This is a genomic window from Fodinibius halophilus (genome assembly GCF_011059105.1).
Taxonomy (GTDB): Bacteria; Bacteroidota; Rhodothermia; order Balneolales; family Balneolaceae; genus Fodinibius; species Fodinibius halophilus.
In genome coordinates, this window is sequence record NZ_JAALLS010000005.1 from 129,212 (window position 1) to 154,654 (window position 25,443).

At 41.3% G+C, this 25,443-nt stretch carries 21 protein-coding genes; 11 read left to right on the forward strand and 10 right to left on the reverse strand.

The window, feature by feature from the left end:
- Positions 1 to 4: 4 nt before the first annotated feature.
- The 7 genes from G3569_RS05640 (at position 5) to G3569_RS05670 (ending at position 8,707) form a co-directional block, all read left to right on the forward strand.
- On the forward strand, positions 5 to 1,144 hold the full coding sequence (locus G3569_RS05640; RefSeq protein ID WP_165266936.1) for a hypothetical protein: 1,140 nt from the start codon (positions 5 to 7) through the stop codon (positions 1,142 to 1,144).
- Between the two features lie 189 nt (positions 1,145 to 1,333).
- A complete protein-coding gene (locus G3569_RS05645) occupies positions 1,334 to 1,843 on the forward strand; it encodes a hypothetical protein (RefSeq protein ID WP_165266938.1) in 510 nt (169 codons plus the stop codon).
- The gene (locus G3569_RS05650; protein WP_165266940.1) at positions 1,843 to 2,436 is read left to right on the forward strand and encodes a hypothetical protein; all 594 of its coding nucleotides are present in this window, start codon (positions 1,843 to 1,845) and stop codon (positions 2,434 to 2,436) included. Before G3569_RS05645 ends, G3569_RS05650 begins: the two co-directional genes overlap by 1 nt.
- A complete protein-coding gene (locus G3569_RS05655) occupies positions 2,429 to 2,962 on the forward strand; it encodes a hypothetical protein (protein WP_165266942.1) in 534 nt (177 codons plus the stop codon). The genes G3569_RS05650 and G3569_RS05655 overlap by 8 nt, the downstream gene beginning before the upstream one ends.
- Before the next feature lie 496 nt (positions 2,963 to 3,458).
- Entirely contained in the window at positions 3,459 to 4,001 is a 543-nt protein-coding gene (locus G3569_RS05660) for a hypothetical protein (protein WP_165266944.1), read from the forward strand.
- Between the two features lie 135 nt (positions 4,002 to 4,136).
- The gene (locus G3569_RS05665) at positions 4,137 to 4,991 is read left to right on the forward strand and encodes a fimbrial biogenesis chaperone (RefSeq protein ID WP_165266946.1); all 855 of its coding nucleotides are present in this window, start codon (positions 4,137 to 4,139) and stop codon (positions 4,989 to 4,991) included.
- Positions 4,988 to 8,707 (forward strand): fimbria/pilus outer membrane usher protein, encoded by a 3,720-nt coding sequence (locus G3569_RS05670; protein WP_165266948.1) that lies wholly within the window; start codon positions 4,988 to 4,990, stop codon positions 8,705 to 8,707. Before G3569_RS05665 ends, G3569_RS05670 begins: the two co-directional genes overlap by 4 nt.
- A 43-nt stretch (positions 8,708 to 8,750) precedes the next feature.
- Here the strand turns inward: G3569_RS05670 and G3569_RS05675 are convergent, their stop codons facing one another.
- From G3569_RS05675 to G3569_RS05715, 9 genes are all read right to left on the reverse strand, one after another.
- On the reverse strand, positions 8,751 to 9,152 hold the full coding sequence (locus G3569_RS05675) for a hypothetical protein (RefSeq protein ID WP_165266950.1): 402 nt from the start codon (positions 9,150 to 9,152) through the stop codon (positions 8,751 to 8,753).
- A gap of 228 nt (positions 9,153 to 9,380) precedes the next feature.
- Positions 9,381 to 10,625: a pyruvate dehydrogenase complex dihydrolipoamide acetyltransferase gene (locus tag G3569_RS05680; protein WP_165266952.1), complete on the reverse strand. Its 1,245-nt coding sequence runs from the start codon at positions 10,623 to 10,625 to the stop codon at positions 9,381 to 9,383.
- Positions 10,626 to 10,655: 30 nt separating this feature from the next.
- A complete protein-coding gene (locus G3569_RS05685; protein ID WP_165266954.1) occupies positions 10,656 to 11,639 on the reverse strand; it encodes a pyruvate dehydrogenase complex E1 component subunit beta in 984 nt (327 codons plus the stop codon).
- 53 nt (positions 11,640 to 11,692) lie between these two features.
- Complete coding sequence (gene pdhA / locus G3569_RS05690; protein WP_165266956.1) at positions 11,693 to 12,799, reverse strand: pyruvate dehydrogenase (acetyl-transferring) E1 component subunit alpha; 1,107 nt, start codon at positions 12,797 to 12,799, stop codon at positions 11,693 to 11,695.
- 105 nt (positions 12,800 to 12,904) lie between these two features.
- Positions 12,905 to 15,574: an alanine--tRNA ligase gene (alaS, locus tag G3569_RS05695; RefSeq protein WP_165266958.1), complete on the reverse strand. Its 2,670-nt coding sequence runs from the start codon at positions 15,572 to 15,574 to the stop codon at positions 12,905 to 12,907.
- Between the two features lie 348 nt (positions 15,575 to 15,922).
- Positions 15,923 to 16,849, reverse strand: a complete 927-nt coding sequence (locus G3569_RS05700; RefSeq protein ID WP_165266960.1) for a ferredoxin reductase domain-containing protein — start codon at positions 16,847 to 16,849, stop codon at positions 15,923 to 15,925.
- 356 nt (positions 16,850 to 17,205) lie between these two features.
- Entirely contained in the window at positions 17,206 to 18,237 is a 1,032-nt protein-coding gene (locus G3569_RS05705; protein ID WP_165266962.1) for a TolB family protein, read from the reverse strand.
- A gap of 239 nt (positions 18,238 to 18,476) precedes the next feature.
- Entirely contained in the window at positions 18,477 to 19,193 is a 717-nt protein-coding gene (locus tag G3569_RS05710) for a DUF885 domain-containing protein (protein ID WP_165266964.1), read from the reverse strand.
- A gap of 80 nt (positions 19,194 to 19,273) precedes the next feature.
- Positions 19,274 to 19,636 carry a response regulator gene (locus tag G3569_RS05715; protein WP_165266966.1) on the reverse strand — a complete coding sequence of 121 codons (363 nt, stop codon included), beginning with the start codon at positions 19,634 to 19,636 and terminating at the stop codon, positions 19,274 to 19,276.
- A 354-nt stretch (positions 19,637 to 19,990) separates the two neighbouring features.
- Here G3569_RS05715 and G3569_RS05720 point away from each other — a divergent pair, with 354 nt between their 5' ends.
- From G3569_RS05720 to G3569_RS05730, 3 genes are read left to right on the forward strand one after another with little or no spacing between them, the layout of a single operon-like run.
- Positions 19,991 to 20,455: an NfeD family protein gene (locus tag G3569_RS05720; protein WP_165266968.1), complete on the forward strand. Its 465-nt coding sequence runs from the start codon at positions 19,991 to 19,993 to the stop codon at positions 20,453 to 20,455.
- A gap of 49 nt (positions 20,456 to 20,504) precedes the next feature.
- Complete coding sequence (locus tag G3569_RS05725) at positions 20,505 to 21,446, forward strand: SPFH domain-containing protein (RefSeq protein WP_165266970.1); 942 nt, start codon at positions 20,505 to 20,507, stop codon at positions 21,444 to 21,446.
- Positions 21,443 to 22,393 carry an SPFH domain-containing protein gene (locus G3569_RS05730; RefSeq protein WP_165266972.1) on the forward strand — a complete coding sequence of 317 codons (951 nt, stop codon included), beginning with the start codon at positions 21,443 to 21,445 and terminating at the stop codon, positions 22,391 to 22,393. The genes G3569_RS05725 and G3569_RS05730 overlap by 4 nt, the downstream gene beginning before the upstream one ends.
- A gap of 504 nt (positions 22,394 to 22,897) precedes the next feature.
- Here the strand turns inward: G3569_RS05730 and G3569_RS05735 are convergent.
- On the reverse strand, positions 22,898 to 23,917 hold the full coding sequence (locus G3569_RS05735; protein ID WP_165266974.1) for a TIGR00341 family protein: 1,020 nt from the start codon (positions 23,915 to 23,917) through the stop codon (positions 22,898 to 22,900).
- A gap of 402 nt (positions 23,918 to 24,319) precedes the next feature.
- Here G3569_RS05735 and G3569_RS05740 point away from each other — a divergent pair, with 402 nt between their 5' ends.
- Complete coding sequence (locus G3569_RS05740) at positions 24,320 to 25,438, forward strand: hypothetical protein (protein ID WP_165266976.1); 1,119 nt, start codon at positions 24,320 to 24,322, stop codon at positions 25,436 to 25,438.
- Positions 25,439 to 25,443 lie beyond the last annotated feature (5 nt).

Sequence of the window (25,443 nt, forward strand, 5' to 3'; positions counted from 1 at the left end):
TATTATGGGACGAGCAATGCTAATTATCTGTGCAGGGTTATTTATAGCCTTAGGTATAGTTTCTGTAAGCACTTCGGAGCAAGGAAAAACGATGACTGAAAATGCCGTTGTCTATGCTAATGAAACCAAGGCCTTGAATGCTGCTCATACCGCTATTCAAATTGCCATGCAAAAATTAAATGAAAACAACGGTAAAAAGTGGGCAAAAGATCATAATTCTTCAAACCCATGGATAACAACTATTGACGGGGCAAGAACAACACTTTACATCGATTATATGCATGAAGCTAGCAACTACTGGGACCCCGATTCTCTCCGACTAGTATCTAAAGCAGAAACCATTTTTGAAGATAGCGCAACTACTACAAAATATGAAGGCCAGGTGACTAGTGTCTATCTGAAGGCCCCTTTTAGCAATCTCGTACCCGAATTCGAATCTGCTCTCACCATTGCAACAGACCAGGTGGCACCCTTTAGTGCGGGAGGGAGTGCTTCAATATCCGGAGACGCTCCTTCGGGAAGTGGTTGTGAAGATAAGCCTGTAATGACTATTGCCGACCAGGCGGGCGGAAGTATGGATAGTACCAGTTATGCCAGTGAAATGAACGATATTGAAACTACCGGCAGCCCCAAAGTAAAAGTTGATAAAAACCTAAACTATCAACCTACAGATGAACTTATCGCACGTCTAGAGGATTCTCCGGATAGAGTGAATGTCGGGAAAGATTATAAAGACTCATTAGGTACTGCTCATAATCCGGGAGTATTTTTTATTGAAGATGGAACTAACCTTACAGGCAAACAAAGCTCTGGCTATGGAATTATTGTGGTGAAATCCGGTGCTCAAATGCAATATGACGGTGAACTAAAAGTAGCCGGTAATTTTGAATTTAACGGCCTCGTTATCTTTGAAAATGCTTACGACTTTCAAGGCAAAGGAACCCCCACTGTTAATGGTTCTGTACTTATAGGCAACACCGAAGATTATGAAGATGATATTGATGTTGATATTAGCGGTAATATTCATATGCAGTACGACTGTCGGGCAGAAGAATATGCACAGATGGCTGCCGCCGATGCGGTGGACCAGTATAAGTATACCCGTGTTGTGACTTTACAACAAACCCAATCAATAAAAGAGTAAAATTCTCTCATTTCATTTTTAAGATTCCCTTATTAAGCTTAAGATTTACTAATGCAGAGGAACCTCTCCTCTGCATTTTTTATTTTAATGTACAAATACAGAGAAGCGGCTAAAAAATCTAATGCAGGGTTTTATTCGTATAGTAGTAAGAGAAACCAAACCCCAACTTTCAGCGGATCAACAAAGCTAATGAAACAATTAATTCGAGCTTTTGGGTTCTTACTTTTTTTCTCTTTTTCTATGGCCTTTCCTCTGGCTGCACAAAACGATGGCTCTGACGTATCTGTCACTGTTTCCACCAGTATTATCAGCTCTATTGAGATGGTCACCCTACAGTCAATGAGGCTCAGAGAAACACAGGTAGAAAATGAACGCATCATCATTAATCCGCAGACCAGTAATGATGCCGGCAAAATGGTGGCTATGGGGACCCCCAATTCTGATATTAGAATCAGCTATCTTCAACAACGTGAAATCACCCAGGCAAATGGTAGTGAGAATCTTATATTCAACTACGAGGTAGCTGCCAATCAACAAGACGACCAGGCCACCGCAGAAATACTGGATAATGAAAACCGGGATTTTGTATTCAATGAAGAGGGACAACTATACCTTTGGATTGGTGGGAGCGTTGACATTTCAACTGCCACGCCGGGTAACTACCAGGGAGAATTCACCTTAGAAATTGAATATATCTAATGGGAAATCGAATAACAGCCATATCATTAATACTCATATTTGCCATTACTATTGGTAGTAGAGCGCAAGAAATAGACTTTGGCGACTATGGCAACTATACTCTCACAGTAGACGAACTTAATAATAATGACCTTGAATTTGGTCAAGTAATAAGTGGCAGTGGACTTCATTCTATAGGTATAAACAATGCAAAAGTAATTTCCATTACCGGAGTAGAATATATTGATGTCATCGTTGATGTAACCGGTGCAAACAGTCTCTACCTCAATGGGAACCCGGGAAATGCCGGGGACAGTCAAAAATCGATCCCGTTTACTCTTAAAGCAGCCTATGCTAATAACCAGGGTACCCCTACTATAGGGCAGGCAAAATTCATTACCGGTATTACCAATAATTCGTTTATTAAACAGTTTCCTATCCTGGAACGGCAACATCAGCCCCCGGGCCCTCCTCCTACTCCACCAACCAATGCCTTTGATCAGGCTCAAGTAGAAGAAACAGCCTATCTCTATTTATATGGAGATATCAACGTAGGCAATGTTGATGCAGGAACTTACTCCAGTACTATTGATATAACCGTTAACTATGACTAGCATTTTAAACACAATAAAAACAGGCAGCTTACCTTTTTGGGCACTATTGCTAGTTTTACTATTTCCCTGTTACAGTAATGGGCAGTTTATTGACCTTACCCTGGAAATTAGCCCCAGAATTTCTGCCCAAACAGAACAATTTCTCGATTTTGGAACTATCACTACCAACAGTGGGCAAAAAACCATAGAGTTCGGCAGTCCTGATATGGGTATTTTCAGTATTACAGCGCTGGAAAATCAAACATTGTTATTACAGATTGATATGCCTGCCGAGCTTCGCCACAACGATCCTTCGGTTACAGATGTCGTTCCCATCAGTTTATTTAGCCGTTATGGATATTCGAGGCAAAACTTCCAGGAATCTTTACCGCTGCAAAATGAAATAGGGAATATAAGAGTAGAACCTAACCCTGCCCCCTCTCCATGGAATACGCTTTACCTGTTCATTTACGGCTCTGTTAATATTGGAAATATTTCCGACGGAATGTATTCAAGCAATATTAGCCTGAATGTAGAATATATTTAAGATTTAGCTAAATCTTCTACACGTTGAGTGGTTAAAACAGCTATTATGTCATTGATCTTGCGTTAGAATCTTGTAAAGCCCGGTAAATTGATATGAGCTGGAGACAGATCAACACTAACTACCATCGCAAGATCCCGCCCGGATTGAAGTCCGGAATAACACAGAAGGCAATGTGTTATCTCATAGCCATTAAACCCAACCGCTAAACGGGTTTGCAAAACACATTTCTTAGAATTTTATAATTAAATGTATCACGATCTTCTTTTTATCTTTTGTAAAGAAATAGGCTGGCTTTTACACAAAAGAGCATTCGGGGTTTAATATAATCCGGTTTTGCTTTTTTCGTATTTCAGAATAGAACACATAGAATATTATAAGCTATTAACCCAAATTAGAAGCCTCTTAATTAATAGAACTTAATTTTAAATGACTTTCGAGTTATTTAATTTGAGGCAAGAGAAAGAAAAGACTTACTCCTAAACAAAATATCACTCTTATGAAACGCACAATCTCACTACTTTCGGCTTTAGCTTTCGTTTTGGTATTTGTTGGAAGTGCTTTTGCACAACCTACCCAAGCCGTTACTACCACAGCAAATGTTCAAGCTCAAATAAATATAACTAAGAACGCCGATGTTGATTTCGGTAGTATTCAGGCAACCTCCAACCCAGACTTGGTACCAAACGGTTCAAATACCGACGTTGGAGCGGGGGCAACTTTAGGTAAATTGTCTGTAACTTCTGCTAATACTTCTCAACAATTAGTTGTAAGTTGGAATCAGGCAACAGTTACTTTAGATGATGGTTCTTCAAATACTATTACTTATACTCCTGCTGTTACTGCAAATAGCAGCGATGATGCTAGTGCTTCCTCTACTGTTTCCAATGGTACGGCCAATTCTAATACAAGCACTAGTAGCAGTGGGGAACTTTACATTTACATTGGTGGTGATCTTGGTTCTTTAAGTGGCCAAACAGCTGGAACATATACAGCAGCAAATGGCTCAGGTAACTTGGTCTTTACTGTTAATTACCAATAAGATTGTTTAATTACTTTCAAACATTCTTATTTATTCTTTTAAGGCTTCAAGTAAGTGCACACTTGAAGCCTTTTTTTTAGATGTTAACTTTATCTATATTATGAAAGACATTGCAGGAATCAACCTTACCATTTTATGAATTCATTTATGCAAGATGTGCTACAAAAAAAGCTTATCGCTTTCATACTTCTTTTTTGTGGGTTAACATTTCAGTCTCATGCACAGGTTAGTATAGCACCAACATCGTTATACTTTTCCTCCCAGGAACGGTTTAGTTCCCTTACTGTAAGTAATGGAGGGCAACAAGCTCAAGAAATATCTATTTCAACTAAATTTGGGTATCCAGCAACTGTTAAAAAAGGAGTCTCAATTGTGAATGACTCTGTTCTTGCTGAAAAAAAATCGATGGGGGAATGGGTAAAAATATTTCCGAAAAACTTTACCTTACAGCCTCAACAGCGTCAAACGGTTCGTTTTGTGGTACGACCTCCCAAAAACCTTAGCCAAGGTGGTTACTGGACACGAGTACAAATTAAATCAAACGCTGTATCTCCTCCTATTGAATCAGTGGAAGAAGATCAAATTGGTGCTCAAATAAATATTGTATTAAACCAAGGTATTCCGGCCTATTATTTTACTTCGAACGCCCAAACGGGAATCAACGTAGATTCTATTGATTTTGAATATTTAGATGAACAAGCTGATACAGGTCAAGTTTTGATCAGTATGAAACAAACGGGGGATGCCCCCTTCATAGGATCTATCATTTTAAAGTTAGTTGATCAAAATGGTGATGCTGTTTATCAAAATTATTCAACTAATTCCGTTTATTCTTCATTAACACGGAGTTATAATATTGACCTTTCCGATATTGAACCCGGCAATTATACTATATCAGGCCGAATTATCTCTGAGAGACGTGACGTAAACCAAGAAAATTTATTACAAATAGAACCGGTTAACTTTGAAAAAAAGATAGTGATTGAGTGACACTGTGGCGCATTATAACAAAATTCATCGGTGGGGTAACAGCTATACTACTGTTTGCCATAGGTCCGCTGGCTCAAGCTCAAAATCAGGCCTCTGAAGCCACAGAGGTTTTTCTCTCTTTTCAATATGAAGGAGTCGTCAGTGTTTATGTTACAAGTTATTATAAAGATGGAGAATTCTTTCTGCCGGTTAATGAGTTATTTAATCAGCTGAAAATACAGCATGAGGTTAACCAGGGTGACCTCACAATATCCGGTAATTATTTAGGCAAAAAATCATATCTCTTAGATTTTAAAAATTTAGTTGCAAGCGCCGGTGGTACTGAAATACAGCTTCAGCAAGATGATTTTTTCATCAAAGAGATCGACTATTTTATACGACCGGAACTCTTTAAGAGGTTATTTGGCCTTTCCTTTGAGACCGACTTCAATAACCTTACGCTTGATCTCAAAACCAACGATAAGATGCCTGTCGTTGCACAGTACGAACGAGAACAGCAGCGTCAGCGGTTAAGTGATCAGGATCCTTTATATGATCAGAGCTACTATCCCCTGCGCTATGGCCGTAACTATGCAGCCATAGACGGTTCTTTTTTGGATTATAACTTCTCAGGTGTATACACCAATAACTCACAGTTATTTACTTTCAGCAATGCTCTTGGAGCAGAACTGGCAGGTGGAGACATTCAGGGTAGTGTATTTGGGTCCCTGTCGGAACAACAAACGTCTTTTACGACATCCAACCTACGTTGGCGTTATGTACAACGGAATAATAACCTTTTCAGCAGTGGTATACTTGGCCAGACCAATACAGAAGGGATCAGAGGCCGAGCTATTACGGGTTTTAAAATATCAAATAAACCGGTTGAACCACGTCTGTTGTTCGATCGCTATATCATTGATGGGAACGTGCCTCCCCAATCAGAGGTAGAGCTGTACCTTAACAACAGACTCATAGACTTTCAGGAAGCTGACCAAACAGGGAACTACCGTTTTATTGTACCCTTGACATATGGAAGCACAAATTATTCACTTCGAATTTATACGCCGTCCGGTCAAACGGTTGAACGATCGAGCCGTATTCAAATCCCTTTTGATTTTGTCCCTAAGGGAAAAGTTGACTATGTACTTAGCGGCGGTCGGTTACAGAATAACCTTGTCGGTACAACTACACGGGGGTATACAGGAGCAGCATCAGTTTCTGCCGGTGTTTCAAACTGGCTTACTGCCCAAGTATCCTCAGAATACCTCACTGCTTACCACACAGGTATGCCTGCCTTTACCGGTACCTTGAATGCACGATTATTTTCGAATTACCTGGTAAGTGCCAGTGCAAATTCTGAAAACTTTTATCGTTTAACTTCAAGTGTCGTATACGGGAGTGGAGCCAGCTGGAATATCTCTTACAACTATAATCCGGGAAATAGCCAGCTATATAATATCGGTGGTGGAAAGCATCAATTGCGAGCAAGCCTTTTTACCCCTTTTCAAATTGGTATTATTCCACTTAATATGAGATGGAGTACCAGCTATAGAGATAATAATTTTAACCGAATTTATCGGTACCGGGCCGACTTGAGCTCTCGTATTGGCCGTCTTAATATACGTGTGGGCTATCAAGATCAGCAATCCGGCGCTATCTCTTTTGCCCCCTCCTTTTCTTCCCAACTCACCAATTCTTACACCTATTCTATTGGTAGATCCCAGGATATCCCTAAACTATTGCGGGGTATGTTCATACGGGGACAGCTAACCTACCTGCCGGGAGTTGATCAGTTTGAAGAAGTTGAATTTCAGTTATCACGTGAACTCTTTCGCACTGGTCGTATTCAATTTACGTATGGTCATAACTTCTTAGGAGACTTTAATTCGCTGAGTCTAAACCTGACCATTGATTTTAATAAAGTACGCAGTAATTCCACGACACGGTTTACCAACGCAAACTATTCAGCTACACAAAATATACGTGGATCCATCGGCTATGACCCCGGCGCCGGGCAATTATTGTTAAATAACCGGCAACAAGTTGGCCAGTCGGCAGCTGCAGTACGCCTTTTTATAGACAGTAACAACGATGGTACCTATCAGGAAGATACTGACCAGGTAATTGATGAGCCGGCAGTACGCCTCAATAGATCGGGCGGGCGTAACTTTGTAAAAAATGGAGTTAACTACGTTACACAGCTCCTTCCCTATTATCGATACGACCTGGAAATAAATAAAGGGGCCATAAGTAACCCCTTGCTTGTCCCTGAAGTTGAAAATTTCTCCATTGTTACCGATCCCAACCAATATAAAACCATTAACATACCCTTTTATCAATCAGGGGTAATATCCGGCAATGTTGAACAACAAAAGGATACTGTTACCACTTCGTTAAGTGGAGTTAGATTATACCTGGAATCAAAAAAAGATCAATCCAATGGGCGCGACCCGTTTAGCAAAGAGATCCGTACTTTTTCTGACGGTTCCTTTTATGCCTATGAAATACCCCCGGGTAAATACAACCTCTACATCGATCCCAGCCAGCTCGACTTTCTAAATTCGGTGTCACGTCCCGATACCATGGAAATTAAGATAAAGGCATTGGCCCAGGGCGACTTTAAAGATGGTCTTAACTTCTTGGTCACTAAAGAGAAAAGTCGAGAAGAAACCCAAGAAGACACATTGATGAGCAAAAGGTCCAATAACCTGCCACAAGTTGATGGAACGCATAGCCTCAACAATCAAGAGCTGGAATACCAGATACAGTTAGCCAGTTTTGAAACGTTAGAAAAAGCAAAAAGAGTAGCATTGCAAGCAAGCCAACAGCTTGGAGGAGCATTTTGTGTAATTAAAAATTCTTCAACCAACTTATATGCGATTCGCAACACCTCTTTACTGACTCAAAACCAAGCTGTAGAAACGATTCTTTCTTATCATAAAAAGAATTACAAAAGCGCTGCTATTGTTGTTTTAAAGAATAAAAAGAGCTACTCCAATACTAACAATAGGCAAGAAGAATTTATACAAATTGGTGCATTTAATTCGCACAAAAAAGCAGAACAGTTCGCAGAGAAATCTTCACGAGATTTAAATAAAGAAACAGCCCTCACCTATCATCAAAAATCGAATCTCTATAAAGTCTATCTTAACGAGGGGTATCAAGATGGACAAGATTTGCGTGTACAGCTGGCAAGTATAAAAAATGGCGGTGGATTTAATGATGCCTATATCAATGAACGGGGTAATATCCAGATAGCTGCCTTTAACAAACAAACGAAGGCCAAAGCATATGCAGCAGCCATGTCACAAGTGCTCGAAGAAAATGTTTCGTATTACCACGATCAAGAGAACAAGCACTTTAATGTCTACATCGATAAAGAATTTAAAAACATACGATCTAAGAGAGCACTTTTAAAACGTATTAAAAGTCAATCTTCTATATACAAAGATGCCTTTATTGCATCGATGAATAGTAAGAATATTGTTAATATCAGTAGTCAAGACCGAATGAGATTTACTTACCAGGTTTATATAAGAAATACACAGTCAACTGGTAAATCATACCTGGCTTCTCTTATTGATTCTAACGAGAATATTGCTATTCAGTCTGATAACAATAATTTAATTATTTTTGATCAAGTATCATCATGGAGCCAAGCCCAGGAAATGCAACATAAGCTTTTAAAAAAAGATAAGGCTTGTCATCCGATCATTATTCTCATAGAAGAATAAACAAATTACCGTTGGTATCAACCGATCTTTAACCGGTAGAACATTATAAATATTCTATCGTAGTACTGATCTCTCCCTTATACATACCAGACTCTAACTCGCCCCGAGAGAACCCCAGAAGTGACAACTGAGATGTGTTTGAACCAGATTGTTTGATATTTTGAATGATATCCATTGAAATTTTATTGCCCTTCGAATTTTCCAAGGTAATAACTTCCGATGTTTCAATAAGCGCTTTATCCTTATCCAGTCCTCTCAGTTTTAAAGATCCGACTTCGGAACCATATCTTTCTGATAGGGTTACTTTTTCTTTATTCACCGTTTCTATACTGTTCCCTTTTACTACATTAACACTTACTCTCATTGTGGCTTTTGCAGCTTGTCCAAAAGAAATGCTAACTGTTGCTGCTAAGAATAAAGACAATATGAATAGACGCTTAAACATGATGGGGACCTTTTTGTTTTTGTACTAACTCTGACAACAATATATTAAAAATTTCTAATATTAATAAATCTTAATGTATATTAGTTGTTTCTAATGTTCAGTATGTGGTTCTATAAACCATAGGGCCTATTTTACAAATATTAGAATATAAGGGAGGGTGACTATTCCACATAAAAAAGCCCCAAACCTAAAAGGTTTGGGGCTCGAAAACGATCTATGGACTTGCTATCAGAGAACCATACCCAATGGGTTTTCTAACATCCCCTTCAAGGTGTTCAAGAATTTAGCAGCACTTACCCCATCTACAATGCGATGATCGCTGGAAAGCGTTACTTTCATCCGTTTTCCGGGCACCACTTCCCCATCTTCTACCACAGGAACTTCCCGAATGGCTCCAACGGCTAAAATACATGCGTTGGGGGGATTGATAATTGCAGTAAATTCTTCAATTCCGAACATCCCGAGGTTACTAACGGTAAAGGTGCTGCCTTCCATCTCTTCGGGCTGTAAGCTGCGATCTTTGGCCCTCTCAATAAGGTCACGACCTTCGGCCGCTATCTGTTGTAACCCTTTTTGATCTGTGTTATCAATCACCGGAGTTACCAGTCCTTCATCGATACCCACGGCAACTGCAATATTCACATTACCGTGCTCAATGATTCTATCTTCCTGCCAAGAGCTGTTGATATCAGGATGCTGGCGAAGGGCCGTAGCACATGCTTTCACAACAATGTCGTTAAAGCTGATCTTTGTATCGCTGACCTCATTGATCTGCTTGCGAGCATCCCAAACGGGTTGCATATCAATATCAATGGTTTCGTAGAAGTGCGGACTGCTGAACTTACTTTCAGAAAGACGTCGCGCTATCGTTTTACGCATTTGGCTAACACGGTGTTCAGTATCTTCCCGTGAAACAGTAGCTGCTGCAGCCGGTGCTCGTGAAGGTTCATACGATTCAATATCTCGTTTTATGATACGTCCGTGCGGACCCGAACCTTTCACATTCGACAGGGAAATGCCCTGCTCTTCGGCCATTTTTCGTGCCAGAGGTGATGCCTTAATACGGCCATCATCGGCCTGACCATTATCATTATTGTCCAGCTCGTTAAATACAGGATCATATTCCTCATCATCCTTTTCGTCTGCCTTTGTTTCAACATCATCTGCAGTGCTGCTCTCATCAGCTGATCCCCCACCAGATTCTGCTTCTTCGAGAAGATCACTGATATCCTCATCTTCTTCTCCGATAATTGCCATAATATTACCGAGCGGAACCGCATCTCCCTCATCAGCTAAAATCTTTAGGATAGTACCGGCATCAAATACCTCAACTTCCATTGTTGCCTTATCGGTTTCCACCTCAGCAATAATGTCACCGGATTCTACGTCATCACCTTCTTCCACGTTCCACTTAGCAATAACGCCTTCTTCCATCGTATCGCTAAGTTTGGGCATTTCAACCTTAATTGCCATAGTAACAGTTCTTAAATTTAATAGTTTGAATTACTTGCGATAAGTAACAGTATTAATTGCATCGATAACCTGATCGGGGCTGGGAAGCCACTCATCAAATAGATTTTTTGCAAAAGGAGCATTGGTATCAGGCAGTGTTACCCGTTGCACCGGTGCATCCAGGTAATCAAAAGCTTCGCGCTGGATTAAATAGCCCACTTCTGCGGCCAACCCACCAAAAGGATGGGCCTCATCAACAATTACACAACGATTGGTCTTTTGGATTGACTTTACAATGGTTTCTATATCCAACGGCTTAACAGTACGCGGATCAATAATCTCTACATCCACTCCTTCTTTATCTAGCTGTTGGGCTGCTTGTTTGGCAACATGATACATTTTACCATGAGCTACAACCGTTACATCACTGCCTTCGCGCTTTACTTTTGCTTTACCGATGGGGATTGTAAAATCATCCTCTTCCGGTACCTCGCCTTTTAAACCGTACATCTGCTCCGACTCCATAAAAAGGACCGGGTTATCATCTCGTATTGCAGATTTCAACAGTCCTTTGGCATCAGCCGGCTCGGAGGTATAAATAACTTTAAGTCCCGGGAAGTGTGCATACATTGCATCATACGAAACAGAGTGTGTTGCACTTAACTGCCCGGCAGAAGCATTTGGACCACGAAATACGATGGGTACATTTACTTGTCCGCCCGTCATATATTTGGCTTTCGAAGCGTGGTTAATAATCTGATCAGCAGCCAGTACCGCAAAGTTAAAGGTCATAAACTCCACAATGGGTCGCAGACCGTTCATTGCAGCTCCTACCCCAATCCCCGCAAAACCAAGCTCCGAAATAGGAGTATCAATCATCCGCTTCGATCCATATTTATCGAGCAGACCTTCTGTCACCTTATAAGCTCCGTCGTATTCAGCGACTTCTTCGCCCATTACAAAAATATCTTCATCCTGGGCCATCTCTTCATCAATTGCAGCCCGTATTGCTTCTCTGAATTGTAACTCAGCCATTTCTATGTAATTATTTCAAAATTTGTCGATTCGTAGTTAATCAGCATTCAATCTTAGGTGTGGAAAGGGTAATCATCTTCCACAAACATGTGATCATACAATGCTTCTTTTTCGGGATAGTCACTTTCCTCAGCAAATTCAATTGCATCCATAACCTTATCTTCTACCCCGTTTTTGATCTCTTCTACCTTGTCTTCATCAATAATATCCTCATCCAACAAGTAGTTTTTGATACGTTCTACCGGATCAAGCTTTTCATATTCTTCGAGCTCTTCCTTGCTACGATACTTCATGGGATCAGACATAGAGTGCCCGCGATAACGATATGTGCGAATCTCAATGAACCAAGGTTCAGAGTTTTCACGAATATCAGCGGCAATCTCTTTCATCTTTTCGTAGACGGTAAATACATCCATACCGTTCAGAACCATCTTCTTCATATCAAAACCATCAGCCCTGTCAACGATCTCGCCCGTTGAATGTCGGTGTACTGCTGTTCCCATGGCATAGCCGTTATTTTCTACCGCGTAGATACAAGGCAGCTTCCAGTTTTGGCTCATATTCATGGTCTCATGTAAAACTCCCTGTGGAACGGCACCATCACCAAGGAAACAAGCGGTTACGCGGCCATTTTGCTTGTATTTATTAGCAAAAGCGATTCCTCCACCAAGAGGAATATGCCCACCAACAATACCATAACCGCCCCAGAAGTGTTCTTCTACATTGGCAAAGTGCATTGAGCCGCCCTTACCATTTGAGCAGCCCGTTTCTTTTCCATAAAGCTCAGCCATACCCTCTTTGGGTGAAACACCACGAACTAATCCCCAGCCATGGTCACGGTAAGCAGTAATAATATCGTCGTCATCATTTAAAGCATAAGCTGTTCCTGTTGAAATAGCCTCCTGCCCCATGTAAAGATGAAGAAAACCACCGAACTTCCCTTTTTGATACATCTGCATAGCACGTTCTTCGAAACGACGCTGCAGGTACATCTGCTCAAACATATCTATGACATCATCATCAGAAAGCCCGAGCTCGTCGTGTTTTTTGTCAGTAGGATCAGGCAGTTCGGTACTGCGGATAATCTCTCCGTTAGTACGGATCCCTGTTCCCGTTGGGGTAAAAGTAACTTCTTCTGTTTTTTCCTTTTTATCAGCCATAATATCTATCTACAGCAAGTTGCTGTTACAACGTTTCAATTGAAATTTCAAAAAAATCAGAGTCCGGAAATATACCTAAAATAATCGAAGATTACAGGTATTCCCTTACTCCAAATGTTTGGTAATTATTGACGGTAACTGATCAAACATCTCATTCAGCTTTTCTGGCTTACGCCCTCCTGCCGTAGCAAGGTTGGGCTGTCCGCCACCGCCACCGCCAAGCATCTGCCCGAGCTCTCCGACGAGAGCACCGGCCTGTATACCTTTTTCCTGGATTAGATCATCCGTAATGGCAGCCATCACATATACTTTTCCCTCGTCCATATCTTTAGCTCCAAGCACAGTAATAGTACCATCTTTGCTCTTCTCCCGGGATTCATAACCGAGCTGTTTCAGCAGATCCATATCAGCATTGGGGACCACCCCGGACACCAGCTTGATGCCGCTATCCAGCTCAGAAGCATTATTTAATAGCTCGTTCAATTTTGAAGCACTTTGTTGATGCTGCAGGCGTTCAACTTCTTTTTCCAGCTCTTTCCGTTCTTCAATAAGCTGGTGAATGTCACGCACTAAATCTTGGCTCTGCCCCAATTCAGACTGAATATCTTGAACAAGTTCTTGCTCGGAACGCAGGTACTGGTCTACACTTTTACCCACCTTGGCTTCGATACGGCGAATTCCGGCAGCTGCCGATGATTCACCCAGAAATCGAAAATAACCGATCTCACCGGTAGCATCCACATGCGTACCACCACAAAGCTCCATGGAGTAGTCAGAGTCAAAGGTAATAACCCGTACCCTATCGCCGTATTTTTCTCCAAATAACATTGTTGCCCCACGCTCTTTAGCCTCATCAATAGGCACATTGCGGTCTTCTTTTTTGGTGATGTTTTGCTGAATACGATCGTTTACGATCTCTTCAATTCTATTGAGCTGTTTTGGGGTAATTTGCTCAAAGTGTGAGAAATCGAACCGCAGGTGGTTTTCATCCACGAGCGAACCTTTTTGCTGCACATGATCTCCCAGCACCTCTTTAAGTGCTGCATGTGCCAAGTGCGTAGCCGAATGGTGCTTTCTGATCTCCTTACGACGCTCCCCATCAACCATCGCTTCCCACTCCCCACTGGGATCCTCGGGAAGTTGATCAACAAAATGGATGTACCCATCGGCCGACTTTTGAACATCAAGTACGCGCAAATGCTCATCGCCATTACTGATAATTCCTGTATCGGCAACTTGCCCCCCACTTTTAGCATAAAATGGGGTCTTATCCAGTATGATCGCATTTTTCTCCTCATCTTTACGAAGAGCCTTAATACGACTTTGGACAGATATGGAATCATATCCAAAAAACTGGAATTCATCAGTTTCGGTTACCGTAATCCAATCAGCGTTTCCACTTTGGTCTACATCAAACTGACCGGCCGCACGCGCGCGCTCTTTCTGCTCCTGCATCCGTTTATTAAACCCTTCTTCGTCAACATCAACACCACGCTCACGAGCCATCAACTGGGTAAGATCGATTGGAAAACCGTAGGTGTCATGCAGTTTAAAGGCATCTTCACCTGAAATTTCATCTTTCCCTTCAATCATCTCATTAAAGAGTTCGATACCCTGCCCTAAGGTATTCAGAAAGCTTTTTTCTTCAGAGCGTACAACATTTTCCACATAATCTTCTTGTTGGATCAGCACTGGAAACACCTCCTCAAACTGCTTGGCTAAGGTCGGTACCAGTTTATGAAAGAAGGGTTCTTTTAGATCCAACTTATCCCAACCATAGCGAATTGCGCGCCGTAGGATACGTCGTACAACATAACCGCGCCCGTCATTGCCGGGCGAAGCTCCATCCGCGATAGAAAAACTAACGGCCCGAATATGATCGGCGATCACGCGCATGGCAATATCCGTTTCTTCATCCTGCCCATAGGTGACATCAGCTAGTTCGCCAATTTTGCTGAGCAGAGGCTCAAAAAGGTCGGTATCGTAATTTGATTTCTTATCCTGGAGAACGGCACAAATACGCTCGAATCCCATGCCGGTATCGACATGCTGGGCGGGTAGCTTTTCAAGAGAACCATCGGCCTGGCGATTAAACTGGATAAATACGAGATTCCAGATCTCCATCACCCGCGGATCATCCATATTTACTAATTCTGCTCCATCCAACTTTTGGCGCTCCTCATCAGGGCGAATATCCACATGTACTTCAGAACAAGGACCACAAGGTCCGGTACTGCCCATCTCCCAAAAGTTATCTGTTTTATCAAATTTAAGAATATGATCCGGGTTAATGGATGTCTCTTCTTTCCAAAGCTCGATAGATTCCTGGTCTACCGGAGTACCGTCACTTTCATCCCCTTTAAAAACAGTTGCATATAACCGATCCGGCTCTAGCCCCCATTCATCTACCAAGAGTTCCCAGGCCCAGCGAATGGCTTCACGTTTAAAGTAATCACCGAACGACCAATTCCCGAGCATCTCAAAAAGAGTGTGATGGTAGGTATCATGGCCAACTTCCTCGAGGTCATTATGCTTACCGCTCACCCGAATACAGCGCTGGGTATCCACTGCTCGCTGCCATATTTCTCCATCTTCTTTATACCCGGGTTGTTCGCCCATAAATATAGGCTTAAACTGGTTCATTCCGGCATTGGTAAACAATAGTGTGGGATCGTTTTGCGGAACAACCGGTGCACTTGGAACATGCAGGTGTTCTTTCTTTTTAAAGAAATCAAAAAACTCCTGTCGAATTTCAGCAGAACTCTTATGGGACATCGAACATTAATTCTTGGTTATGGATTCTTTGGACGGTTGAAAATAGCAAAAATTCCCGTTGAACTCACCTTTAAAAGCCTGCTAATCTTTTAGTCCTAAAAATACCAGCGAACCGTCATTTTTCGTCTGTTTGTATACCCCTTAATATATTGTAGAAGAGTGAATTAAGTTAAAGCATAATTCAAGAAAAGTACCGGCACAACTTATCAATAGCTATCTATCAGCTCTTATCACCTTTCGGCAAGACAGCATAAATAATAAAAAGGGAATAGACTATGAATCTATTCCCTTTAGCCATTCAGCAAAATGTAATGAAACTGTTTAACACAGTTTCCTATCAAAGATCATTTAATAAACCTCTACAAAGGTACGGGGCGAGGGCTTAACATATCGCTTCATATCTCTGTCGTCCCATTCAGTAGGTTTTTTACCCGCGGCCGGTTCTCTCAGATCAAGGTATTGGTGAAGTCCTTTTTGGGCGAGCGCTGTGTAAATACCCCGTTCCATTCCTTTAAGACCACAGATATACATTAAGGTGTTTTCTTTCTCCAGCAACGGCTCCAAAAGCTCACTATTATCCCACAAGGCTGTCTGTACATATTTTTTGGAACCATCTTCGCGCCGGTCTTCACGAGAAACTCGTGGCAGGTAATGGAAGTTGTCTTTCTCTTCATCCAGCGATTCAAAATAGTTGGGATATAGCAGATCCGTGCGATAAGGGCAACCAAAAACGAGTACGATCTCATTTTCGAACCCGGCATCTATAAGCTCTTTAATCATACCGCGATACGGGGCTATGCCCGTGCCGGTAGCAAAGAAGATATAGTTAAAATCATGGGCATTCTCGGGAAGTAAAAAACGACGTCCACTGGGGCCGGTCATTTTAACGGTATCCCCGGGAGATAAATCAGCCAAATAATTAGAACAGACTCCTAAATACAGCGAATTATCATCCAGCTCCTCTATGGTCCGTTTTACTGTGGTTGAAACCAGGTTTGACTCTCCGCCCTCCCCTTCTGTTGGCGAAGACACCGAATACAGGCGTAATTTATAATCACGGCCTTTTTCATTTTTTCCCGGGGGTAAAATACCGATAGACTGCCCTACCCGAACGTGATTTTCAAGCTCCGTGCCCCCAATATCAAAGGTCATATGCCGTACATAGTTAGGACTGCTCGCCTTGGAACAAATCCTATTTTCAACAACAGGCACTTCAACAGGTTCGCGTGGGGTATAAATATTTAATTCAACTTCCGGAAGCTTAATCTCGGACATAACGTAGAGAAAAAATCTTATTTAGAACTAATTTAAATGGCATTGAAGTTGTAAAGCTTCTGCCAAATAAACAACCTGAAAGTGAAATATTTTTTAAATCTAATACAGTACAGCACACACACTAATTTCAAATAAAACAATGCCCCTGCGTTCAACAGAGGCACTGTATCGGCTTTGTTCTTAGGGGAACGTTGTCTCTCTTTATAATTTTGTAAACCGCAAAAGTTGCATTTAAAGCAGCTTTAGTGTCGCTGACCAAAGCCCGGTATCGTTGATATAAGTTGGCGGCAGGTCAACGCTAATCACCACTTCGGGATCCGGGATGGCACAGAAAGCGATGTCTCATTTAAGAACCATTAAATCCAACCGCTAAACGGGTTGTTTAGATCTGTAGCATAAACATCAGCCTGCATTAGATTGTGGGTAGATTGATAAAAGCGGTTAAAGCTAAAAGCAGTTACTGCTATTTCTGTTTCCAAAATTCTCCCATTAAAATCTATTGTGTAAATCCGGCTCATTCCTAACACACTTCTGCTTCTAACTTTTATGGCTCTTCCATCGGGCATCCATAGGGCTTCCTGTTCCTGGATTGTATTATGGGTTAGTTGCCGCACACGTTTTGTGTTTGGGTATACAATAAACAACTCTTCTTTTCCCTTTCTATTACTGGTAAATACGACCTTCATTCCGTCGGGAGACCAATCCGGAAAATAGTCTGAGCTAGGGCTATTCGTAATATTTTGCTGTTGATTCCCCTCCGCACCCATCACATATATCTCCTTATTGCCGTCTCTTCGGCTTGTAAAAGCGATATGCTCTCCATCAGGTGCCCAGTCAGGCTCGTTATCTAAACCAGCATCCGTTAACTGTTTAAGCTTTCTGGTTCCAGTATCGAGACTCCAAATATTTCCCTCTAAACTAAATGTTACCAGTGGGTCTTTATTGATCCCGAGCACAGAAATATTGCTACTTCTTATCTTTTTGAAGCTATGTTGTGCATTCTTAATTTCGTATAGCAACACTCTTTCCAGACTGTTATGAGCATAGAGAATGTGACCAGTTCTCTTCCCCAACTTTCCGTTGCATTGCACTTGTATAGTAAGATGTGCAAGCTGATCTGCATGCACTCGTACCGATGGTGAGGGCGTAAGCATTGAACAGTTCGTTGAGCGATCGACAAATCCCAAAGAATAGCCCCCCTCTTCTAAAAGATCGATTGTATAATTTATATCTTTTACCTCTTCTCCATTTTTATATAACACTGTTATCTCAACAGCCCCACCAGTGGCCGATGTTATTTCTGTATTATAGGATAGATTATATACCCAAAATATAATTAGAGATACCAGCAAAAGGGATGTACCCAAAGATTTGATGAATTTTGACATAACAAAGAGACTTCATATTCTTGTTTTTATAACCTCATTTGTTAGTCATACACAAAACCGCCCCGGGTACCCCCAATGGCAGGCCATCATTTTTTAAAAGAAATGCAATAGTGCTAGAATCGGGGCTCTTTGAAATTACCACAGCATACAGCCCCTACTTGGCAAAATACTATACTACCGAATAAGTAATTCCAGGATTATAAAGAAGAGAGAATCACAACGTCATTAAAACCAGTTTCTTACTGATTACTGATATGGTGGCGAATCAGTTCTTCTATAGACGGAAGCTCACCACCTTGCTGCTCAACAAAAGCTTTGGCCTCTCGAGTAGAAACCCCGGTATCTTTTAACCGAATTAGTTCTTCAGTTGTTATATCAGTATACCCTAAATCATGTAAATTGCTGGTAAAATAGGCCGTTACATCATGTTGGCGCAACTCAATAAGGTCCTCGATGGTTAGGTTGTACCCCAGCTCTTTCATCATAGCAGCAAAAGTGCTGGAAACATCATTTTGTTGTAATCTCACAACTTCATCTAACGTAAGGTCGGTGTAACCGAGATCCCGGATTCGCAAGGTATAGGTTGCCGTAACCCCCTGCTCACGCAGTTCAATAAGGTCTTCTTTACTCAGATCGGTATACCCCATCTCTTCCATCCAGGCACCCATCCCTTGTAACAGCTCTTCGTCAGGCTGGTTAACCCAGTTCTGAAAAGTGGTTACAGAATCGCCTACCGATGGTGAATTTGTACTAACCCCAAAATAGTTAACACCGGCATAGAGTAAAAAGCTACCTAAAAAACCAGCAAGCAGTATCTTTCTTATCCATCCCGGAGATGATAATCCAAACTGGAATAACCCGTTTGTTCGATCTTTTTTGACAACCGGACGAGATAAAATCTCACCCTGCTCTAACGATTTGAGCTCCTCTTTAAGTTTCTGAAACTTAGCAGCCATAACATATTAAGTTTTTCATTACAGGAATCTGTAATCTTTATGTACGGGCATTTAGGAGAAAAGATTCATCTCTTTTTAAATTATGAGGCCATATCAAAGGACCGATTTAGCTCTGAAAACGTAATAGGTTTAGAGAGGAATTCTATATAATCACTGGATTCGATCTGATCCATATGTAATTTATCGGTGTTACCAGAGATATAAATGACAGGGGTATCCAACTTTTCGCGTATTTGTGACATAGCCTCAATGCCGTTGATATCTCCCTGCAAGCGGATATCCATTAAAATAATATCAGGTTCATGTTCAAAAGCGGCAGTAATGGCATCCTCGCCTGAGCTTACTTTATCTACTACCTCATGCCCCATATTCCCGACCATGCGTTCTATAAGCATAGATATAATAAGCTCATCTTCTACAATCAAAACTTTTTTTGTTTCCATACAACAAAAACGGTCCAAACAAATAGTTCCAGTTAACAGTTTGTGAATGCAAGAGTAATAAAACTGATGGGTGTTACAAAATGAGATTAACTTTTTTTTACCCTTTCACACTATATTGACCTCTATTAGAAATAATTAACGGTTTTTTTTGATACCCTGTTGGAATACCGATCACACACATATAGCGTTTTTAAAAAATAATATTCCTTTTCTTTCGCCTTACTTCTAATATTTACAACTTAGCAGCCCATTAAAAGTTTTATAAATGATTTTATTCTGGCCTCATCGGAATTTGTGGTTGCGAAAAATTTATCTATAATTCGAGAAAGAAATAATTATTAAAAATAAGTTGAGATGGATGCCGAGACTTTAACAATGGTTTTTTTCATCGGGGGTATTGTACTGATGATTATCGAGACCATTATTCCGGGCGGAGTTTCTTTTTTTCTAGGTGTTAGTGGCCTTATTGTAGGAGCTCTTCGCTGGTTTGGAATACTCGATGATCCTACCACATCAATTATCACTTGGCTTTTTACTTCGGTTGCACTTATCCTCGCCATGCGCCCACTATTAATGAAATATTGGGGTGGTGATAGCAGCTACAAGCTAGCTGATGAAGATGTAGAAGCTATGGATGAAGTGGTCGAAGTTATTGAGCCGGTAAATGCCGATGATAATTCCGGGCGTATACGATTCCAGGGAATCTCGTGGAAAGCCCAAACTTTAGAAGGGGAAATTTCTGCCGGACAAAAAGCTAAAATCCGTTATCGTAATAACGTAACCTGGATTGTAGAACCGGTCGACGAAATTGAACAGTAAAATTTCAGACTCACACATATCTTTGAAACTTAATTAAGCTAATAGTGCCATGTGGACAACCTTACTAATTATTATAGCCCTTGGCGTCTTTGTTTTCACAAAGGTGTTTATCATCGTTGAGATGCGCGAAGAAGTTATTCAGGAGCGTTTGGGCAAATATATCAAAACCCTTAAACCGGGACTTCATTTTTTAATTCCTTTTGTGGATCGCCCTGCTTATCGCCAAGAGATGCGCGAGCAGGTTATTGATGTCCCCAGCCAGACCTGTATCACCAAAGATAATATTGAGGTAGAGGTTGACGGCTTGGTCTATGTTAAGGTTATGGATTCCTATAAAGCCAGCTACGGCATCGGTAATTATAAACTGGCAGCCATTAACCTGGCACAGACCACCATGCGTAGCGAAATCGGTAAAATTACGCTGGATGATACCTTTTCGGAACGCGAACAGATGAATGAAAATATTGTTCGAGAAATTGATAAAGCTTCCGACCCATGGGGTATTAAAGTGCTACGCTACGAAATCCGAAATATTCGCCCGTCTGACAACCTCATTCACACTCTTGAAAAACAGATGGAGGCTGAACGGGACAAGCGGGCAGAGATTACCGAATCTACCGGTACGCGTGATTTCAAAATTAATGAATCGCAAGGTGAACGGAAGGAAGCCATTCTATTATCTGAAGCTAAACGACAAAAACGTATTAATGAAGCTAAAGGTAAGGCTAAAGAGATTGAACTTATTGCCAAAGCAACTTCAAAAGGAATTAAGCGTGTTTCTGAAGCCATTGCCAAACCAGGTGGAGACTTAGCTGTTAAAACAAAACTCATTGAACAGTTTATCGGTCAGCTGGGTAATGTTATTGAACGTTCAAATGTATCGGTACTGCCTACCGAAACTGCAAATCTAAAAACATTCTTCGAAGGGGTTGGAAAGGTCAGTGACCATACGCCCACTTCAACAACCAACGCTAAGGGAGGCGCACAATGATTGAATTAATTAGCCAAGGTGTACTCGGACTTTTAAGTATTTATATTTTATTCAAATTTGTACAATCTATTCAGTTAGTGCCTACCCAAAAGGCCTATATTGTTGAGCGGTTGGGAAAGTACCACAAAACGTTAGGGCCCGGTTTCCACGCTCTCGTACCCTTTTTCGATCAAGTGCGATACAAACAAGATCTGCGTGAGGAAACCATTGAAGTACAGCCCCAAGAGTGCTTCACCAAAGATAACGTAAAAGTAGAAGTGGACGGTGTTATTTACCTGGCAGTGATAGATCCGGTTAATGCCAGTTATGGCGTAACGGACTATCGTTTTGCAGCGGTACAGCTTGCTCAAACTACCACCCGCTCCATTATCGGTACCATGGACCTGGATGATACGTTTGAAGATCGTGCCATTATCAATAAAGAAGTAGTCGACGTACTTAGCGAAATGGAAAAAGCATGGGGTATTCGTGTGCTTCGGTATGAGATCAAAAACATCTACACTCCAAAGACGATCCAAAATGCCATGGAGCGCCAGATGACTGCTGAGCGAGAGCGAAGAGCTACCATTGCCAAGTCGGAAGGGATTATGCAATCCACTATTAATGATGCTGAAGGTGAGAAGAAAGAGATTATCAACGTCTCGGAAGGTGAAATGCAGCGTCAAATTAACGAAGCCGAAGGGGTGGCTCAAGAGATTGAATCACTGGCTGAAGCCACCGCCATTTCTATTGAAGAGATTGCCGATGCCCTTTCTCATGATAAAGGAAAAGAAGCAATGCAGATGCGATTGGCTGAAAAGTATATCAGTCAGCTTTCTAAACTGGCCAGTGATAAAAATGATGTTATCATCCCTAAGGATGTAACCAATTACGATGCTATCATGCATGGACTCTCGCTTGATAAAATTTCTATCGTCCCCGAAGAAAACGAGCTAGACCAGTCTTAAATAAATGGATTAATAAATTTATTCTTTTATAAAAACTCTATTACTCCTAAAGCCCAGCCATAATTGGTTGGGCTTTTTTGTTAAAAGAAGGCTTTGCAAAACTAGTCACATCTTGTCATGCTGAACCATGTACTGAGTTTATCAGCAGAAGCTTTAGCATAGGTTGACTTGTCGAAGTATCTCTTTCAGCATCTCATATACAGTTATTAGCATTGAAACCGAGATCTTGAACTGATTACTACTACGCCAAGGTGTAATCTGCCGAAACCCTTAGGTGTAGGTATGGCTTCGTAGCACAGGTCCAGGATGACATGCCGGGGTTTGCTACGCTCCNGAAACCGAGATCTTGAACTGATTACTACTACGCCAAGGTGTAATCTGCCGAAACCCTTAGGTGTAGGTATGGCTTCGTAGCACAGGTCCAGGATGACATGCCGGGGTTTGCTACGCTCCCTAAAAGGAGGTAACAAATAAAAATTAGAGTTATAAGAAATTGCTCTCGGGCTACGAGATCATCGCTTGCACATCAAACTGTCCCCAGTACCAAATGATGATTGCAAATACGACTAATAAGACGAACCAAGTTGCAAGAGCAATGCGAGATGCTTTGGTTGCCTTTTTCTCTTCCCACCAACCTCGAGGACGAACGCCCTGAATTAAAAAAGTTGAAATACCTGCCAAGTTAATACAGATCAGGTTTGTTAAGGTTAAGATACCTGCCCCAATAGCAAGTTGTATATAACCGGCCCCAAGCAGTAATCCTACATCCACAAGCGGCGGCAGTAACGCTACCGCCACCATTACTCCTACAATTGCAGCCGGTACTCCCCGTGTGAATGCTAACACTCCGGCACTTCCTGCAGCAAGAGCAATAATAATATGCTTTAGATTTACCATTGTTCGACTTAGTAACTCCTCGGAACCGGGATCAACGGTAAGTATCAACCCCATTACAAATGCAACAGCCAAAGCTACTGCCAATCCTGCTGCATTGGCTTTTAATGAGCGCCAACCCAGCTCAACATCCCCCAGCGTAGCTGCCAGTGCAAGTGCTACATTGGGAGCAAGCAACGGCGCAATCACCATTGCGCCAATGATCGTAGCAACGTCATCCAATATTAACCCAATACCTGCAACTAAGGTAGAAAGAACGACCATTGCCAGATACACCGGCGTCAATTCTGAACCTGACGTTACATCAGCATATAATTCTTCACGACTTATCCGGGCAGGAACGTCATCCTCTTCTGCACTCTCCTGCTCTTCCTCGTTGATCTCAGGCTGAGGCAATGTAGCCTCTACCGAAAACAGCATGATCCTAAAATCTTCTTCATTCCCAAACTGTTTACTCAGTGTGTCCGAAATGGTTTCTGTTTGATCCATATTCACCAACATCCGGAGAATGCCCCGGCCGTCATCAATCGTGTCGGACCACACTCCCATAATATTTTCTTCGTCAACTGTTTTTCGCGCCTCTGTTAACGCCTCGGCGGGAGCGATCACTTCAATCATTCGTAGATTCATGAGAAATATCTGTATTAGGTGAAATCCACAATTATTTAATACAACTGAAAGGTAATAATTAATAATCCATAGTGAAGCACAAAACACGCTCCAGATAAATAACTTACCGAAATATTCTATCCCCTATTGGCTTTTTTCAATCAGCCTTAGCCAATCTAAACCATCTGCATAATTTTTTATACAGTCATTCATTTCAGTTTAAAACCGCATATAGTTATCCTAACGGCCTTTTTATCAAAAAATCATGTCACTGCCATCCTTATATATCACTATCAAAACAAGCAGGCTCTCAGATTTAAGTAAAATTTACATCCGACGATAAGTACACCTGACTAGTAGGGTATAACTAACATGCGTTCAATGTATCTCTGCACTAAAGGCTAACTATATAAAAATAAAACTATGGTGAATAGAAAAATATCAATCTTAACATTAATCTTTGTTTTTCTCATTGGTACAAAGATTTCATTTTCGCAAAGCAATTGGGAACCAGAAACAAACATAACCGGTTATATCTCGACCGAAGTTAATTACTTTGACGAGCTGGATGGATATGATTTAAATTATTCTGCAGCAGTCTCAGAAGCAGGTATTTTAATATCATATCAGGTCAAATCCAATTTTAGGATAAAAGGGGTATTTGTTTATCGTCCCAAATTTGAAATTGACCAGATGCTTAATGAGGCTTTCGGTGAACTCACCTTCTCAGAAGAGGCTAAGTTTAAAGCCGGTCGATTTTTGCTGCCGTTAAGCCCCAGTAATACTTATTATTATGCACCTGTTAATACCAGTGCAACGCTACCTATATTGGTAACCAATCACGAGTTCTATCCCGTTACTATTGATGGTGCGTCCCTTAATGGATCAATCGGATCAGAATTCAAAGTCAATTATGATGTCTTTGCCGGTGGTTTTAATAACTCAACCTGGCTAAGAACCGGTGCTGTTCGTTTTTTCGGGGATGAAGTAAATTACTTCAAAAAACAAATTAACAGTTCTGCTACATTAGATCCCTCATACAATAAAACCTACAACTTTGGGTATGGTGGTAGAGTAGGTTTTTCCTATAAATCAAATGTTGATGTTGGTTTTAGTGCATTCAAACCTAATGATCAGGATGTTCCACTACTCGTTAACGTTCCGGCCGGTGTTGTTGGGCCAGATCCCGCACAAATAGTTCAAGAAAGTAAATTTGAAAAATTCAGCTACGGGGTTAACGTAAAGTTACAGTATAACAACACAAAGCTAGTAGGAGAATACTGGTATTCTGACCTCAAAATAGACGGCTCTGATACCGACTTGGAAGGGGGTTTTGTCGAGTTAAACCATCGCATCAATAAGGTTACTCCTTATATAAGATATGAGGATCAAAAAACCGCCGATGTTGACTACAAACGATATACCGCAGGAATTAACTACAAGCCAAGCTTTAGAAAGACATTTAAGCTTGAATACTTGCGCTATGACCACTCTAGTGACCCTATCAATGGTTTTGTAGGTACATTAATTTATTCATTCTAAAGGTT

Coding starts and splice junctions, on each gene's coding strand:
- G3569_RS05640 (WP_165266936.1), top strand. CDS start 5: ATGGGACGAGCAATGCTAATTATCTGTGCAGGGTTATTTATAGCCTTA.
- G3569_RS05645 (WP_165266938.1), top strand. CDS start 1,334: ATGAAACAATTAATTCGAGCTTTTGGGTTCTTACTTTTTTTCTCTTTT.
- G3569_RS05650 (WP_165266940.1), top strand. CDS start 1,843: ATGGGAAATCGAATAACAGCCATATCATTAATACTCATATTTGCCATT.
- G3569_RS05655 (WP_165266942.1), top strand. CDS start 2,429: ATGACTAGCATTTTAAACACAATAAAAACAGGCAGCTTACCTTTTTGG.
- G3569_RS05660 (WP_165266944.1), top strand. CDS start 3,459: ATGAAACGCACAATCTCACTACTTTCGGCTTTAGCTTTCGTTTTGGTA.
- G3569_RS05665 (WP_165266946.1), top strand. CDS start 4,137: ATGAATTCATTTATGCAAGATGTGCTACAAAAAAAGCTTATCGCTTTC.
- G3569_RS05675 (WP_165266950.1), bottom strand. CDS start 9,152: ATGTTTAAGCGTCTATTCATATTGTCTTTATTCTTAGCAGCAACAGTT.
- G3569_RS05680 (WP_165266952.1), bottom strand. CDS start 10,625: ATGGCAATTAAGGTTGAAATGCCCAAACTTAGCGATACGATGGAAGAA.
- G3569_RS05685 (WP_165266954.1), bottom strand. CDS start 11,639: ATGGCTGAGTTACAATTCAGAGAAGCAATACGGGCTGCAATTGATGAA.
- pdhA (WP_165266956.1), bottom strand. CDS start 12,799: ATGGCTGATAAAAAGGAAAAAACAGAAGAAGTTACTTTTACCCCAACG.
- alaS (WP_165266958.1), bottom strand. CDS start 15,574: ATGTCCCATAAGAGTTCTGCTGAAATTCGACAGGAGTTTTTTGATTTC.
- G3569_RS05700 (WP_165266960.1), bottom strand. CDS start 16,849: ATGTCCGAGATTAAGCTTCCGGAAGTTGAATTAAATATTTATACCCCA.
- G3569_RS05705 (WP_165266962.1), bottom strand. CDS start 18,237: ATGTCAAAATTCATCAAATCTTTGGGTACATCCCTTTTGCTGGTATCT.
- G3569_RS05710 (WP_165266964.1), bottom strand. CDS start 19,193: ATGGCTGCTAAGTTTCAGAAACTTAAAGAGGAGCTCAAATCGTTAGAG.
- G3569_RS05715 (WP_165266966.1), bottom strand. CDS start 19,636: ATGGAAACAAAAAAAGTTTTGATTGTAGAAGATGAGCTTATTATATCT.
- G3569_RS05720 (WP_165266968.1), top strand. CDS start 19,991: ATGGATGCCGAGACTTTAACAATGGTTTTTTTCATCGGGGGTATTGTA.
- G3569_RS05725 (WP_165266970.1), top strand. CDS start 20,505: ATGTGGACAACCTTACTAATTATTATAGCCCTTGGCGTCTTTGTTTTC.
- G3569_RS05730 (WP_165266972.1), top strand. CDS start 21,443: ATGATTGAATTAATTAGCCAAGGTGTACTCGGACTTTTAAGTATTTAT.
- G3569_RS05735 (WP_165266974.1), bottom strand. CDS start 23,917: ATGAATCTACGAATGATTGAAGTGATCGCTCCCGCCGAGGCGTTAACA.
- G3569_RS05740 (WP_165266976.1), top strand. CDS start 24,320: ATGGTGAATAGAAAAATATCAATCTTAACATTAATCTTTGTTTTTCTC.